The sequence below is a fragment of the Paenibacillus sp. FSL H7-0323 genome (assembly GCF_038002725.1).
GTDB classification, from domain to species: domain Bacteria; phylum Bacillota; class Bacilli; order Paenibacillales; family Paenibacillaceae; genus Paenibacillus_AQ; species Paenibacillus_AQ odorifer.
This window is the reverse complement of record NZ_JBBODB010000001.1, coordinates 827,365-843,316: the sequence shown is the minus strand read 5'-3', so window position 1 is coordinate 843,316 and position 15,952 is coordinate 827,365. Positions and strand designations below refer to the sequence as shown.

The 15,952-nt window shown below is 44.0% G+C and carries 15 protein-coding genes; 2 read left to right on the top strand and 13 right to left on the bottom strand.

Annotated elements, in window-relative coordinates; all coding sequences use genetic code 11:
• Positions 1-4 precede the first annotated feature (4 nt).
• From MHH89_RS03940 to MHH89_RS03920, 5 genes are all read right to left on the bottom strand, one after another.
• Positions 5-1,324, bottom strand: coding sequence for an ABC transporter substrate-binding protein (locus MHH89_RS03940; RefSeq protein WP_341086377.1), 1,320 nt, complete (start codon positions 1,322-1,324; stop codon positions 5-7).
• 62 nt (positions 1,325-1,386) lie between these two features.
• Positions 1,387-3,111 carry a cache domain-containing sensor histidine kinase gene (locus MHH89_RS03935; RefSeq protein WP_076125934.1) on the bottom strand — a complete coding sequence of 575 codons (1,725 nt, stop codon included), beginning with the start codon at positions 3,109-3,111 and terminating at the stop codon, positions 1,387-1,389.
• An 83-nt stretch (positions 3,112-3,194) separates the two neighbouring features.
• A complete protein-coding gene (locus MHH89_RS03930) occupies positions 3,195-4,058 on the bottom strand; it encodes a carbohydrate ABC transporter permease (RefSeq protein WP_038570403.1) in 864 nt (287 codons plus the stop codon).
• Positions 4,055-5,008, bottom strand: a complete 954-nt coding sequence (locus MHH89_RS03925; RefSeq protein ID WP_036686279.1) for a carbohydrate ABC transporter permease — start codon at positions 5,006-5,008, stop codon at positions 4,055-4,057. The genes MHH89_RS03930 and MHH89_RS03925 overlap by 4 nt, the downstream gene beginning before the upstream one ends.
• A 103-nt stretch (positions 5,009-5,111) precedes the next feature.
• A complete protein-coding gene (locus tag MHH89_RS03920; RefSeq protein ID WP_076218205.1) occupies positions 5,112-6,470 on the bottom strand; it encodes an ABC transporter substrate-binding protein in 1,359 nt (452 codons plus the stop codon).
• 270 nt (positions 6,471-6,740) lie between these two features.
• Here MHH89_RS03920 and MHH89_RS03915 point away from each other — a divergent pair, with 270 nt between their 5' ends.
• Positions 6,741-6,953: a hypothetical protein gene (locus MHH89_RS03915; RefSeq protein WP_076125931.1), complete on the top strand. Its 213-nt coding sequence runs from the start codon at positions 6,741-6,743 to the stop codon at positions 6,951-6,953.
• A gap of 78 nt (positions 6,954-7,031) precedes the next feature.
• Here MHH89_RS03915 and MHH89_RS03910 read toward each other — a convergent pair whose 3' ends face one another.
• The 3 genes from MHH89_RS03910 to MHH89_RS03900 all read right to left on the bottom strand — a co-directional run bounded on the left by MHH89_RS03910 (position 7,032) and on the right by MHH89_RS03900 (position 9,605).
• Positions 7,032-7,193, bottom strand: a complete 162-nt coding sequence (locus MHH89_RS03910) for a hypothetical protein (protein WP_172628809.1) — start codon at positions 7,191-7,193, stop codon at positions 7,032-7,034.
• A 169-nt stretch (positions 7,194-7,362) separates the two neighbouring features.
• Positions 7,363-7,956, bottom strand: coding sequence for an LOG family protein (locus MHH89_RS03905; protein WP_076125930.1), 594 nt, complete (start codon positions 7,954-7,956; stop codon positions 7,363-7,365).
• Positions 7,957-8,045: 89 nt separating this feature from the next.
• Entirely contained in the window at positions 8,046-9,605 is a 1,560-nt protein-coding gene (locus MHH89_RS03900) for a hypothetical protein (RefSeq protein ID WP_076310407.1), read from the bottom strand.
• A gap of 194 nt (positions 9,606-9,799) precedes the next feature.
• Between MHH89_RS03900 and MHH89_RS03895 the strand changes: the two genes are divergently transcribed.
• The gene (locus tag MHH89_RS03895) at positions 9,800-10,471 is read left to right on the top strand and encodes a tetratricopeptide repeat protein (protein ID WP_076218208.1); all 672 of its coding nucleotides are present in this window, start codon (positions 9,800-9,802) and stop codon (positions 10,469-10,471) included.
• A gap of 81 nt (positions 10,472-10,552) precedes the next feature.
• Here MHH89_RS03895 and MHH89_RS03890 read toward each other — a convergent pair whose 3' ends face one another.
• The 5 genes from MHH89_RS03890 to rpiA form a co-directional block, all read right to left on the bottom strand.
• On the bottom strand, positions 10,553-13,714 hold the full coding sequence (locus MHH89_RS03890; RefSeq protein ID WP_076308121.1) for an MMPL family transporter: 3,162 nt from the start codon (positions 13,712-13,714) through the stop codon (positions 10,553-10,555).
• Entirely contained in the window at positions 13,711-14,166 is a 456-nt protein-coding gene (locus tag MHH89_RS03885; RefSeq protein ID WP_038570382.1) for a MarR family winged helix-turn-helix transcriptional regulator, read from the bottom strand. Before MHH89_RS03885 ends, MHH89_RS03890 begins: the two co-directional genes overlap by 4 nt.
• Positions 14,167-14,337: 171 nt before the next feature.
• On the bottom strand, positions 14,338-14,778 hold the full coding sequence (locus MHH89_RS03880; RefSeq protein WP_076125920.1) for a GNAT family N-acetyltransferase: 441 nt from the start codon (positions 14,776-14,778) through the stop codon (positions 14,338-14,340).
• A gap of 3 nt (positions 14,779-14,781) precedes the next feature.
• Positions 14,782-15,207 carry a VanZ family protein gene (locus MHH89_RS03875; protein WP_143759968.1) on the bottom strand — a complete coding sequence of 142 codons (426 nt, stop codon included), beginning with the start codon at positions 15,205-15,207 and terminating at the stop codon, positions 14,782-14,784.
• A 47-nt stretch (positions 15,208-15,254) separates the two neighbouring features.
• Positions 15,255-15,935 carry a ribose-5-phosphate isomerase RpiA gene (gene rpiA / locus MHH89_RS03870; RefSeq protein ID WP_341088788.1) on the bottom strand — a complete coding sequence of 227 codons (681 nt, stop codon included), beginning with the start codon at positions 15,933-15,935 and terminating at the stop codon, positions 15,255-15,257.
• Between the last annotated feature and the right edge of the window lie 17 nt (positions 15,936-15,952).

Genomic DNA, 15,952 nt, shown 5'->3' with positions numbered 1-15,952 from the left:
AGCATCATTGTACACTTGAGCTTTGGATCAAATTCCAATATTGAATGGAGGATGCCTGCACTTGCTTTAACGCTTGCTCAGCAGACATTTCTCCGTTAATCATCTGTTCTATAACACTCAGGAACGTTTTTTTCACTTCTGGTGACAATACATTATCATAAGGGACAAAGCTCTTGCGGTTAACTTCCATCATATTCATGACTTGCGCGAATACGGGTCCTGTCTTGTCAGGATCAAAGGCGATGCGCATGGACGGAATTCTCAACCCTTCATATACAATCCGAGTCTGAACCTCCTGGGTGTAAAAAGCTTTCATGAGATCGAGTGCAGCCTCCCGCTTCGCTCCGCTTAGTTCGGAGGAAAGACCGATGCCAAATGTATAACCGCCGGCAATCGAAGGTTGTTCCCCCTTCTTCAATGTGGGAAACGGAATAACACCTACCTCATTTTGAAAATCCTTAGGAGCTGCTGTTCCGGCAAATAAATTGATATCCCAGTTTCCGTTCAGATACATCGCAGCCTTGCCGCTCGTAAATAGTCCCACCGCATTTTCTGTGGATAACGCATTCGATTTCGTACTGAAGGCACCTTCTTTGATCCATTGCTCCAAGTGCTGAAAAGCCTTTAAATACGCCTCATTCTGAAAGCTGGCTTGATCTTCACCAGTGATCAGCTTCTCGATCAAGTCGGCGCCGGCATAACGATCCATTAAATAATGTGCAAAAATTCCTGCGGGCCAACGATCCTCGTTGCCAAGTGCAAATGGAATATATCCTGCCGACTTCAGCTTTAGTATGGCAGCATCAAGCTCTTGCAGCGTTTCTGGCGGCTTCAAACCGAGCTTTTCGAATATGGTTTTATTAAAATATAAAGGTTCAGCATTCCCTTCAATGGGCAAGCCATAAATATGGTTGTCAAAGGTCCAGAGATCCAGATCCTTGAATTGATTGGTTAGCGCATTCTCCCGGACGAAATCCGTCAGATCAATCAGACGCTTAGAGCGCACATAGGGCTCAATTTCCGCTCCACCGAACAAAACAAACATATCTGGCGGGGTGCCAGTAACCATCTCGTTCTTCAGCTTTTGATCACGGTGCAACGTCTGATCCACACCTTCAAAGTTAACTTTCACATTTGGATGCTCTAACTGGTATTTGTCCACGATATCTTCATAAATAGTCAACAGTGGCCGATCATGCTCTTTAATCCAGAAATGACGGAAAGTTAATGTGATTTTCTCTGGTGAATCATCTTCAATGGGTTCTTGCTTTCCTAAAGTTATAAATAAAACCGCACCCGAAATCAGCACTAGATATAACCACATCCAGCCCCATTTCAATAACCATTTTTTGATAACATTCTCCCCCTTTCTTTCCGTACGGTCGATTACGGCAGTATTTTTGGTATTCGGATTCGGATGGTTGAACCAAAGCCGGGGGATGAACACACTAGTATGCCGTATGGACTGCCGAACCGAATATTCAAGCGTTCATGCACATTTTTAAGCCCCACGCCGCTATCACTGTATTTCTTCTGAGCACTTCCCTCGTTATCCCAAAGACTCATCATCTTGGCAAGGTCAAAGCCGGGGCCGTTATCTTTTACGATAATGATCATATCCATGCCCATTTCATAGGCCGTAATCTCAATGACCCCTGGGTCCTCCATCTGCTCAATCGCATGATACAGCGCATTCTCAACAATCGGCTGAACGATCAGCTTTTGTGTCATGAACGTCCTAAGACCATCCGAAAGATCTATGATATACGAGAATTTATCTTCAAAACGAAACTTCTGGATATCCAAATAATGACGGACATGCTCGAACTCCATATGCAGCGGAATCAGCTCCTGATTCTGACTGATGCTGATTCGCAGCAGCTTGCCGAGTGAGATGACCATTTTGCTAATATCTTTATTGCCTTGCAGCACTGCCATCGAATTAATCGATTCGAGTGAATTATAAATAAAATGAGGGTTAATCTGCGCCATTAGCGCTTGCATTTCTGCTTCCTTCTTACGTCCCTGCTCAGTCTCCACCTGCACAAGCAGTTCATTGATCTGCGTGCTCATCCGATTAAAGCCATCAATCAGCAAATCACTTTCATCATCAGCACGATAGGGTGTAGTGATCGGCGTAAATATCCCCTGCTTCACCCGCTTCATCCCGTTAACCGCACTATTAATACTATGAACGAGCCTCCGTACGAAATAGCGGTCGAACAAAATGGCGGACAACAGCGAAACTGTACTTAAAATAATCGCAATATTCCGGATGGATACAGATTCTGACGAGATGAGATTCATAGGTGTAATGGCTACTAAATACCAGGCTGCATTATGAGAAGGTAGGAAGGTTATGAGTGATTTTTCCCCCTGATAGTTGTCGATGTAATAGTCATGTTCCTTAGCATAATCATTTTGTAAAAAGGGGAACTCTGTGCGTTGTCCAATATGTTCACCGGATTTATTAAAAACGATATTTCCTAGCTTGTTGACCAGCAAAATATCCCCCTTCTTAAGGGTTGCTGCTTCCCAGAAAATCTGATCCAATAAATCAGGTTTTACATTAACAACCAGATATCCGATATCTTCGAGAGAATATGAATCTTTGATTACTCTTGCTTGTACAAGTACCGGATTGCCGGAGATCTCCGAGCCGTTTTCTCCCGGTCCTGACCACACAGGCCGCCCTTCGGCGCCTTCCATTGCGTCAAACCAGCTTTGTCTCTTCAAGTCCTCAAAAGACATCGATGCATTGTATTGATAAATTAAACGATCTTTACTATAAAAACTAAATGAAGTAATCATTGGATGATCAATGAGATAACTGCTAAGCTCCTGCTTTCGATCATAAGTGATTACAAAGTTCTTCTGCTTCAGTGATTGCTGAACAACCGGCTGCGTAATTTTTGAATTCGTGATCGAGGTGATTTCACTAAGCGCGAATTTAAGCTTTCGATCCGTTTCAAGCAGTGAAATCCAGTAGAAGTTGCTTGATTTTTTCTCCATTGCATTAGAAAAATTAACGTAAGTGACGATCCCCATCAGAATAACCGGAATAAAGACGAGAAGAATAATAGCGAACAAGATTTTACGGCGGAGTTTCATGATATTCCCCTTCCCCCTGCTGTCTCTGTCCTCTAGTATTCTTCACAAAACCGCCTATTCCCTGTAAAGATCAAAAAGTAAGATCAGCTCTTAATAGCTCCTGAAGTAAGTCCAGCAATCACCCAGCGGCTAAATAACAGGAATACAATCAGCAGTGGCAAGGTTGCCGTAAATGTTGCTGACATGATCATTCCGTAGTCTAGACCATCGCGATTGGAGAACAGCTGCTGGAGCGCAATCTGAATTGTGAAATGCTCTTGATTCTTCAGTACCACTAAAGGCCAGAAGAAGTCATTCCAAACGGTCATAAAATTCAGTATACCTAGTGTAGCCATAGCTGGAGTAATGACCGGGATAGCGATGTTCCAGAAGATCCGGAAATGTCCGCCGCCATCGATCCGACCTGCTTCAATCAATTCCGTATGTACAGCTGTAGTGATATACTGCCGCATCCAGAAGATCCCGAAGGCATTAACCATCGCCGGAACAATAAGTGCCTTGAAAGAGTCTATCCAGTGGAGCTTGGCCATAATTACGTAAGTAGGTAATACACCAAGCTGCTGTGGCACAAATAATGTAGCAATTACAAAGTAGAACAGAAAATTTTTAAACGGAAATTCATATTTGGCAAAGGCATAACCTGCCAGTGTACAGAAAAACACGACTGATATTGTAACCATAGATGAGACAAATAAAGAATTGCCCAAGGCTTGAAAGAAGTCTGTTTTGTCCAGTACCCGCTGGAAATTCTCAAAAAACTGGTCTCCAACCGTAAGCAAAGGTGGCACATGGAATACTGCGCCTCTGTCATTAGTGCCAACTACAAACATCCAGTAGAAAGGAAAGATGGACACGAGCGCACCAACAATCAACAGCAGATAAAATCCTAACTTGCCGATGATCCCTAGATCATCCGGATCTTTTTTAAATACACGCAGCGTACTCACGCTTTACCCCCTCCCGTATCTCCACCCATGCGATTTGAGACCAGCATATTGAGGACAGAGAAAATAATCGTGACCAGGAACAGCAAGACTGCCGTAGCTGCTGCCGTACCAAAAAATCCGTTGCGGAATGCTTCGCTATACAAATAAGTAACCATAGTGATTCCTTCCTGACGTGTAGATCCAGTTCCCGCTTGGCCCAAAAATACATAAGGCTCAGTGAACAGCTGCAAGGCACCTATAGTTGAAAGCAAGGTAACAAATACAATGAATGGCTTCAATAGCGGTAACGTTATAAAGGTTAGCTGTTGTCTTCTGTTCGCACCGTCAATACGGGCCGCTTCATATAGATCCGTAGGGATACTTTGCAAGCCTGATAGAAAAATAATGGCATTATATCCCGTCCAGCGCCACATTACCATCGTAGAAATGGCGATTTTAACGCCCCACCAGCCAGAGTTGAAGGCCATACTATCCAGTCCCAAGCCGTTTAGTATCCAGTTGATCATTCCGTTGTTGCCAAACAGTGTACTGAACACGAGCGTAACCGCAACGATAGACGTAATATTAGGCATAAAAAATAAAACCCGGAACGTCTTCTTAAAGCGAGTCATCGCCGAATTCAACAAAACAGCAATCAATAGAGCTAGTAATATCTGTGGAACAGTACCCATAAGCCCCATAATTAACGTGTTGCTAAAAGAAATCCAAAAGGTCGGATCACTTGTGACCAGATCATAGTTTTTCCACCCTACAAATTTCATAGGATTCAGGGCATCCCATTTAAAGAACGAGAGATAGATCGTGAAAAAGATCGGATATAGTCCAAATATCGAGAACAGAATAAAAAAGGGCGAAATAAACGTGTAAGCAGTGATGCGGCTCCTTCTTTGTTCAGTTAAAAAGCGGCGCTTGCTCTCGGCATGCGGACTTGAAATAACAGGTTGTGCCATGTCACACCTCCAGGTAATCTAACGTGTAAATCCGAATTCACAGAGAATGTTTCACTCTATGAATCCGGACCTTCTAGAAATTGAATTTCATAAGCTTGAAATCTTAGCTGCGTTCAGCCAATGTTTTCGCTTGTTTTACTGCTTCGTTCCATTCTTTGGTCGGATCTGCTTTTTTCTCCAACACATTTTTCAAGGCGTTTTTGAAGAAAGTATCGGTTTGGTCGTGAAGCGGACCGTAGTATACAGGTTTTACCCGGTTTGCTGCTTTACCGAATTCTACAGCGGTTTGTTGTCCACCGAAGAAATCATCTTTGAAATCTACGAATGCAGGATCTTCATACAGGGCAGGAATGGAAGGCATAAGGCCTTTGGTTTTGAAAGATTCCAGTTGGTTTTCCTTGTTATCCATCCATGCGATAAAGTCATAAGCTTCTTTCGAGTGTTTGCCTTCTTTTGGCAGCGTCAGGAACGAGCCACCCCAGTTACCAGCACCTTCAGGGAGCTGAGCAATTTTCCATTTGCCAGAGGAGTCTGGAGCATTACTCTTAACATTTCCCGCCATCCAAGCTGGTCCCATAACTACTGCAAATGAACCGTCGTTCATGCCTTGACCCCATTCAGGAGACCAGAGCATAACATTGCTGATCCAGCCTTCTTGAATACCTTTAACCGTGAAATCATAAGCTTTTTTGACTTGCGGATTGGTATCTCCGATAAAGCTGCCATCAGCTTTGCTGAAATAGATTTCATCAGCAGATTGATCACGCAAAGCATTAAAGGTAAGATCCGTAAGGTCTACAAATGGTTTGCCTGTTTTCTCTTTGAAAGCTTTGGCAACAGCTGCGAACTTATCCCAAGTATCAATAGCAGCGCCGAATCCTTCTGAATCACTTGGCAGTCCAGCTTCTTCAGCCAAATCTGTGCGGTAATATACAACCGTTGGACCGATATCTGTTGGAAGACCTAGCTGGAAGCTGCCATCTACGGAAGAAGCTTGTTTCCATTTCCAATCCAGATAGTTGGCTTGAATATCTTTGGCACCCAGATCATTCAGGTTATAGAACTTGTCCTGAGCGTTGATGAAACGTTCCATGAAACCGATTTCAAGTTGGAAAATATCAGGCGCACCCGATCCAGCCGACAAAGCAGTGGTCAAATTATTATGGTGAGCGGTTTGGTCACCGGTATTTTGCACTTTGATCGTAATGTTTGGATGTTCCTTAGTGTACTCCTTCGCTAAATCCTCGTAGTTCACGTTGCCCAGTGTCCAGAAAGAAAGTTCGATTTTCTCAGCCGGTTCTGTTCCCTCATCCTTAGTAGGTTCACTTGTGCTTGCTGCGTTGTTACCTGCATTTTTGTTTGATGTGTTGTTGTTCTCGGCGTTGTTGCCTCCGCATGCTGCCAGTGAACCTACGAGCATGATAGCGACTAACGATAGCGCCAAGTGTTTTACTTTATTCATTCCCCTGTACCCCTTTCAAAGGTTTCTCTTACAAGAATTAGTGTACAGGGTTTAAATTCTTTTTTTGAGGAGGTAAACTTCCGATTTATGGTGGAAATAATTACGAAACCATTCATATCTATGTTATGTCTAAGGAGGGAGTATAAAATTTCGTCCAAATATGTTCCTCACAGAATACGTGTACTTCATCTTAAATTGGATTTCTTGTGCTTCCGCAGGTATACTATTTTTATTTCTTACTTCATTACATGATCAAAGGAGTTATTTCCCATGCCCATTAACCGCCCGCTGCTAAGCGACAGCGATTTCCAAGAAGCCGTTGACCGCAAATTACCTGTTCGTGTATTTCAGGACGATCATTTAGTAAATTCAGGAGCAACCGTTGTCCGCTTCACTGATTTCGATGTTGTTATTCAATCTAGAGTTAGTGATCTGACTTACTACTCACGCAAGAGCTGCGAATTTTTTGAGGTTAGACCCTAAAGAAAGCCGGAATGCAATGATCTCTAGGATCATCGCGTTCCGGCTTTCTTTAACAGACATAGGGTATAGCTTTCATCTTTAATTTTTGTTGTAGGTGCTGTACGCTTTCATTTTCTCATTCAGAACTTCCTGGAAACTCATTCTCTTCTTGTCTGCTTTTCCTTGCTTGGGATTGACCACGGGCTGAGGTCTAAAAAACTGATGATTGTAAGCCATAAGATTATGTACGATCACATTCATTGGATTTCAACCTCCTTCCGTGATGTTCCTGAAATTTGCATTTCTGCTTGGTTACTTACGGCTTATTTACCCATCTTCTCCAAAGTTTAAACAGTTTTATCTCTTCTAATGTCAAAAAACCTCCAAGCCATATAAAAATAGCTGGAGGTTGTTCATATTTCTTATTGCTCTAGCGCTGAGACGGGAACCTTGCTTTCCCCTTCTCATCATTATTATGATCCACTCGCCCTCTCATCAGTTCAAGCAGATATTCGGGTTCTGAGTTCATATGCAGCATTTGAAGTGCAGTTTTTGGTGCAAAACCTTCAGCCACACTATGGGAGATCAAGGCTTGCAGTGGATTAAAATAACCTCGAACATTCAGCAGCCCTATAGGCTTCTGATGAATACCAATCTGCATCCAGCACAGAATTTCAAATAGCTCATCGAAGGTTCCAAGACCTCCCGGCAAAGCAATAAAAGCATCCGCCATACCGCTCATTACCGCCTTACGTTCATGCATACTAGAGACCTCAATCAGATTCGTCAATCCGGAGTGTCTGATTTCATCTTGAAAAAGATCCACTGGCATAATTCCTACAGCTTCGCCACCATTAGCGAGTACCCCGTCCGCAACCTGTCCCATAAGGCCATTCCGCGAACCTCCATAGACCAACCTACAGCCTTGTGCCGCTATATGATAACCTAATTCCCTAGCCATTTCCGTATATTCAGAGTTAAGACCTGGATTCGATCCGGCAAACACACATATTGTAAAAGCCATTCCTATCACTCCAGACTGGTTATTATGGTGAAATTGAGATTAATTCACTTATTGTACCTCAGAATATTAATATATGTGTTAAATGTAAGTCATCTTTTTGTTTGTAATGTTAATTGGTACAGCGTACTATTCCACTCCGCAGATAGACCTGTAGCTTTGGCCAAAGCCGCTGCTGGCACTAGAGAAGTATAGCTTACTTTAATGGATTCTGCTGATGGTAATGAAATTTTCTTCCCAGCTTTCGTCAACGTCAGTTCCCCCTCCAAAGACAGGGTATATCCCAGACTTTCTGCTACATCCCTAATCGGTACTTTTACACTTCCATCCATAAAAATAGCAGACTGTGCGGAATCCATTTTTTGACCATCTACAATTACAGTAACAGGCTTTAAAATAGGAGATATAGTAAAAGGACGTGAATCAACCGCGCTAATTCCGAGTTGACCAAACCTATTTGTTCCCCAAGCCACAGCTGTTCCATCCTTCAGGACTGCATACTTACTATTCTCACCCATGGCAAAAGAAACAGGATCACTCAATCCTTTTATTAACTTAGGCTGCGTAAAAACTAAACGGTTGTCGGTTGATGGTTGGGTACTCCAAGTCCACACGGTGCCATCTTTTTTAACAGCTGCAAAGTTGTCTAAATCCAGCGTAAGTTTTGAGATCGTTTTTACGGCTGTAATCTTTTGCAGACCTTGTAGTGAGGTACCAGCTTTCCATACCCAGTATTCTCCTTTTTTATTGCCAACAAGATTGAACCCGTTTTTCGTCTGGACAGATACAATATCCGTAAGACCTGGCATCTTGCTCATCGTGACTTCGTTATAATTATTGCTGTCAATTGTTCCCCAGACGCTCCCGCTCTCGGTTAAAGCCAGTATACTGAGATCGCTCATAGAGACGGACTTTACATGGTATAAATCCTTAACTGGGGTCGGTTTCTTCATCACATTCGTGTTCTCTGTTTGCGGGATAGCACTCCAAATCCACAGCGTACCGTTAGTTCGAATGGCGGCATGATAAATACTGCTTCCGATCCACTTCACTTCGCTCAAACCCTGTACCTTAGTGGCAGCAGGCAGCTCTGTATAGCCCACATCTGAAGCTTCTGGAGGATTCCACTGGAGTAGACTTCCATCGTTTCTCAAAGCTAATGCACTATGCAATCCTGACGATATACTAACCACATCACTCATTCCTGAGATCCCTTGAGGAAGCAGAACCTTGTGTTGTTTAGCACTTGCCCCATTGCCAGCTTCTGCTACACTCTTATCCCGATAATCTCCCCAAGCCTTAACCGTACCGTCTTCGTTCAGCGCTACATAGTACGCTTCGCCGATCGCCAGCTGTTTCGTATGTTCAAGCCCAGCTATTTTATGGGGAGTAATCGTCCACCCCTCAGGCCCGGCGGTACCATTAGCAAATTGACCAAAAACATTACTCCCCCAGGACCAAACATCTCCGTCAGTTCCCACCGCAAAAGAGCTTCCACCCCAAAAACCTGGCGAAGCAACAATCTCCTTAATCCCACCCAACTTCCCAGGTGATGGAGCTGCACTTATAACTTGAGGGACAGACAATGCAGTCACCAGACTTGAACAAACCAACAAACTAAACAGCCTTAGCTTCCTTGAAAATAAGTGCATCTTGATTTTCCCTTCTTATGATATTATTGTAATTATTATTTCTATTACACTAAGACGCTATAAAGCTGACAAAAGTTGTAGTTTATCTTAAATCCCGGGATTCAGATTGGTTTGAATTATGATATAATTACGCTGCCTTAGATCTACTCTTATTCAACCGCAATACCGGAACCAAATGATCATGGAGGGAAATCATGCTTAAATTTATAGGTATTATGATGCTTTTCAGATTAGTGGGCAACCCTTTTCTGGCTTTATTCATCCTGCTTGTTATCTTATATTTCTTAGATCGGCGATACGTGGGAATTTTCCCTAGTATTACAAAGCCCTTCAAACGAGTGCGGCAAATCTCCAAGCTGCGCACAACAGTATCTTTGAATCCAAATGATGTTTCTGCTAAATTTGATTTAGCCCGGAATCTGTCAGAACGTAAAAAATACAAGGAAGCCAAGGATATCCTGCTACAGATCGAAGACCGTTACGAACAATCTGCCGAATATTGGGTGGAGCTGGGTCATGTGAATCTTAAGCTGGGCGCTTTGGAAGAAGGCGAAGATCAGATGCTTCGAGGTCTAGAAATCAACCGAAAAGCCCAATATGGTCAGCCATATCTTCGGTTAGCGGAAACCTTTCGCCATACAAATCACGATAAAGCGTTGCATTACGTTACTCAATTTCAAGAGATTCAATCTTCCTCTAGTGAAGCCTATTATTTAGCCGGCTCCATGTACAAAGCACTGGGCAGAACTGAGGATGCTAAACGTGCTTTCGACGAATCCACCGCCATTTACCGTTCGCTACCCAAATATAAAAAACGGCAAGAACGCGGCTGGGCGTTACGTAGCTTTTTTGCCAAAATGAAATAAACTTTGTACTTATATTTTCACAAAAAAACCTCTAGCCGCCTATTTAGGCAAACACTAGAGGTTTTTTGCTGTGTAGAGTGATTACATGTTTACATCTTGTTTAGTGGGTTCTCCACTTTGTTTGACCGCAAATGGCCACCAGTTCCCACGGCCGAAGATCCGCACCATAACAGGAACAAAAAACGGCAAGAAGATTAGTGCATACAAGGCCAACCCTACAAGCACCACTGTTGCAATCTGCATCATCGACAATACCCCTGAAGGGTACATCGATGCGAAGGTGCCGCCCAAAATAACTACCGCCGAAAGAATGACTGTTCCCATATTGCGCATAGCATGCAGGATCGCTTCCCGTACATCCCATGTTTTATATTCGTTAAAGCGGGCCATTAAGAAAATACTATAATCTACACCAAGTGCAATCAGCATAACAAAGCTGAAGAATGGCGTTGTCCAGGTAATCCCTTCAAAGTGCAGAAGGTGAACGAATATAGCCTCTGTAACACCCAATGCTGAAAAATAAGTAATCAAAAGAGAAATAATAAGGTAAATCGGCATTACGATTGAACGAAGCAGCAACACCAAGATAATGAAGATCCCACCCAGCATCAAAATTACTGTACGTGTGTAGTCTTCGTTGGAAATATTACGTAAATCGTTCTGGCTGCTTGTAACCCCGCTGATTGCAGACTCTGCATTTTCCAGCTTCGTTCCTTTCACTGCACGATCTACTGCTGCTTGAATATCATCAACACTGTCAATAGCTTCTGAACTATATGGATTCTCAGTGAATACTACATCCAGCGTCATTACCTTACGGTCGTCAGACAAGTAGGTATTAAATACCTGCTCTATACCTTCAGCTTCAAGAGCCTCAGCCGGTACAAAGAATCCACTCAGCTCATCATCCTTAGCCGCTTGAATCTGATTCAAATAATCTTGTGCAGAGCCCAGCCCACTGGTAATTTGTTTCAAGCCGTTTGCACTGTCGCTTAAACCAGTAGTTAAGGCTCCTATCTGCCCAGTTAATTGACCAAAACCATCCGCAAGCTGCTGCTGTCCGCCTTGCAATTGATCTAGTCCACTAGTAATGGATGGAATTTTATCTACGATCTGTCCTTGGCCTGCTGCGGCCTGCTCCAGCCCATATTGCAGCTGACCGATGCCCGCAACAAGCTTAGCTAAACCTTGTGCGAGTGCGGTTTGCCCTGCCGAAGCTTTGGCATAGCCAGCATTCGCCTCATTTAAGCCAGCTGCTGCTCCTTTAAGCTGCTCTGAGATCTGCCCGAGACCCGCTGCCAGCTGTGCTGCCCCAGTACCACTCTGCGTTACGGTGCCTTTAATGGTCAGGTAATTAACATCCTGCAGAATTTCCGGATAACTGCTCTCAAGACCATTAAAAGAACCATCCAGTCCCTTCAACGCTTCTGCCACACCTTGCAGCTGCTGCGGAAGCTGCCCAAGCCCTTGATTCAGCGCAGTTAAACCGCTGCCGATTTTTTTATATCCCTCCAGCAGCTTCGTATTGGCATCCGCAAGCTGCTTGGCACTAGCAGCTGCCTGTTGAAGTCCTGCTTTGATTTCTCCTGCACCAGCTGAGCCGCTTTTTATTCCGCTCTCAATACGTGCCAGCCCATCGCCTAACGCGACGATCCCATCTTTCAGTTCTGCTGTGCCTTCCGTCAGCTTAGCGCTGCCTTGAGCAGCCTCTGTAAGCTTAGGTGCATTTTCACTCAGCTGTTTACTAGCTTCAGACAATCCCGTTTGAATCTTGGTCAATCCCTCACTGGTCTGATCCAGACCGTCAGATAAAGTCCCCACCTGATTCGGGATTAAGAAATCACTGATCAGCTCTCCCGTTGGACGAGACATGCTGCGCACCGATTTTACGCTGTCCACTTTTTCCAGCTCGCGGCTGATTTTTTCTGCAAGTCCAAGATATTCTGAAGTATCCATCCGATCATCATTTTTGATTACGATCTTGCCAGGCATGGATTCACCCGGCCCGAAGCTATCCGAAATGATGTTAAATCCTTTTACCGAGGCATATTCTGAGCCAATTTCCTCCAAGCTGTTGAAGGACAGCTTTCCGCTATAGGTAACAAGGAACGGAGCTACGATTACTGCAACAATTAGCAGCGCGGCCCATGGTCTTTTTAAGGAAAAAGAACCTGCTGCTCCCCAAATACGGCTCTCACTGTGCTCCAGCTTGCCGCGTGAAGGCCAGAAGAGCTTTTTGCCAAGTACCGCCATGAAGAATGGAACAATGGTTACAAGCGCCAGCAGCATAACCGCAATCCCCACGGCAACGGCTACCGCCGATCGATACAGAATGAATTTGGATAATCCAATCGCTACAAAACCTACGAATACCGCAAGTCCGGAATAGAACACCGTTCCCCCAGCCTTACGGTAGGTTGCAATAATAGCACTTTTGGTATCTTCTGCTGTCATCATTTCTTCTTTAAAGCGACTGATTAACAGGATACAATAATCCGTACCAATCCCGAACATGACCGCAACCATAAAGATTTGAGTAAATGTAGATAGTGGAAAATCATAACGGTCCACTAAAAAAGCCACAACGGACTGAGAAACAATATAGCTGAGTCCTACCGTCAGTAGCGGAACAAACGGTGCCACGAACGAACGGAATACCACGAACAGGATAAGTAAAATAAAGACTACCGTAATATACTCCGATTTCTTAAGCCCGGCTTCCGAGCTAGCAATCATATCCTCAGTAATCAAACCCTCACTGGTTAAATAATGATCCGCCTTAACATCTGTGAGTAATTCATCCACTTTATCAGGAAGTGCGGTGACAGACTCTCCTCCGCCTTTGATAGACAACGCCACCATTATCGTCTTGCCATCCTTGGCAATCAACGTATCCTTAAGCTCACTTTGTGAAAAAGGATCGGTGATGGAATCGATCTGCAGCGTCTCCTTATTCGCAGCCAACTTCTCAACGCCCTGCTGGATACTAGCTGTTTCATTGGCTCCGATTCCCTCTGGATTATTGAATACAAGAGCTACCTGATGCAGTGTCTCTCCGCCCTTATCATTCGCCGCTTCCTTTAAGATTTCTGCCGCTCTAGATGAGGAATAGCCATCAGGTACAGTAACCTGCCCCTTCTCACGTACAAGATCAGAGAACGAAGGGGCCGTCATGACCAAAACTACGGCCACAGCGAGCCAGATTGCGATAACCGCCCATCTTGCTTTTAGAATCGTCTTCATGGATTCTTCCCTCCATCATCATTCTGAATTAAATTCGCCAGCTTCTCGAACATCATGACGAACATTTCAATATCCTTCTCTTCAAAATGAAACAAATACGGGGAAATCACTTCATGTACCTGCGTCTCCGCTGCTTCAAAAACTTTTTTTCCGTGCTCAGACATCGACAAATACACCTGGCGGCGATCATTCTCGTCACGAGTTCGCTCGATTATACCCGCTTGCACCAATCTGTTGATGATTGCAGTAATGGAGCTTTTACCCACGCAAAAAGATTCAGCAAGATATGTAGACGTACATTGTTCCTGAGCATTAATCAACCGAAGAATTTGATACTGATCATTCGTTGTCTCCGCCGCAATACTATCTTTAATTCTTGCTGCTACTTGTCTTGTCACAATCAAATAAGCATCCATGTAGCGATTGATCCAATGTTGCACTTCGTTATCCAAAGCTTCCTACCTCCAAAATATAGTTCAACTATCGAACAGTTTCATTGTCAAACTATAATACCTGCTTTTATAAAAGTCAATTGGCTTTTTTTCGGGCATTTAAAGGCAAAACGCAAAAAAAACAGGCCGAGATTCCTCTCGACCTGCCATTTTATGACCTTCAAAGATTTTTTAGTCCTCATCCTCGGTCTCTTCAACTTCGTATACACATCTTAACATTTCAATTCCGGCTTCATTCTCTCCTAAGCTGTACACCATGAACCCTAGACTACGATAAAAATCTGCGGCGATTTCATCCTCAGTCTCAGCTACCAGATAACGCGGCTGACGAGTAGCGAGCAGCTCCAGAATCATTCCCCGTGCATAACCTTTCCCTCTATTCTCTGGCAAGACGGCAATATGCCGAATGTCCAAAGAACCGTCTTCGGTTTCTTCGAAGCCTACAAGACCAAGCAGGAGTTCTTCTTCTTCCCAGCCATATAACTGCAGCCCGGCTTGTTCGCTGTACTCAGACGATGTCTGCTCCAACGCGTTGGGGTCATCAATGACCGCATACGTCAACAGCTCGTTCACCTCAGGCGAACCAATAAGGGATTTAAGATCTACCAACATTGTTCACATTCCTCCTTCTCTGTTGCTTCTGTACTCGATTCGAAACATACAGTAACCTGTCCATATCCCTAACATGTTTAAGAATAGATCATCAATATCAAAGCTTCCGACATGCAGCAGCATTTGCAGAAACTCCAAAAGCAGGATGCAAGGAACAGCATATAAAGAGATTCTTTTCCAAGAAATTGGCCGTGTCTTTGCAAGTGGAATTAGTATACCAAATGGAATAAACACAACAACATTTCCAAGCAGATTCACAAACCGGCTGATCAGCGATACCCCGTTATTCATGTCGAAATAAAGTGACACCGTACGTAATGGAATCAAATTGTACTGAAGCGGGCCACCTGTATGGATCTCTCGCCCAAAACCGATAAACATCCAATAGATAACAGTAGCACTATACAGAGTCAGCCCTATCCGTGTCAATGCTCTCAGCTTCCGTAATCTGCTAGATTCTCCAGATCTACGAATGATCAATTGCCTGGCTTAGCTTCTATAATTTCAATACTTCCATCTTTTTTACCCACAATAGCCATTTCTGCAATTCCAATAAATAAGCCGTGTTCCACAAGTCCCGGAATACTTTGGATGGTCAGTGCCAGCTTCGGTGCGGACTCAATGACTTCGAACCGGCAGTCTGCGATGTAATTGCCGTTATCTGTCTTGTACAGCTCTTCTCCGCTACGACGCAATTCAGGATTGCAACCCAGCTTGGCAAGTTCAGCCACAGTCCATTCCCATGCAAAAGGAACAATTTCCACAGGCAGCGGGAATTTGCCAAGTGTGTTTACCACTTTACTCTCATCAGCAATAACGATCATACGAGTACTGTTACTCGCAACAATCTTCTCCCGAAGCAGCGCGCCGCCGCCGCCTTTAATAAGCTGTAGACTACTATCCAGCTCGTCCGCTCCGTCAATGGTCAGGTCCAGACTATCAATATCTCCAAAAGCTACGATTGGAATCCCAAGTTCACGCGCCTGTTCTTCGGAAGCACGGGAGGTTGCTACAGCGGTAATTTTTAGACCTTCACTGACGCGCTCACCAAGCTTGTTGATCGCCCAATAGGCTGTAGATCCAGTGCCAAGGCCGATCTTCATGCCATCTTTTACAAATTCCACTGCTTTTTCCGCGGCTAATTGTTTAACATTGATACTCATTTTATTACCCC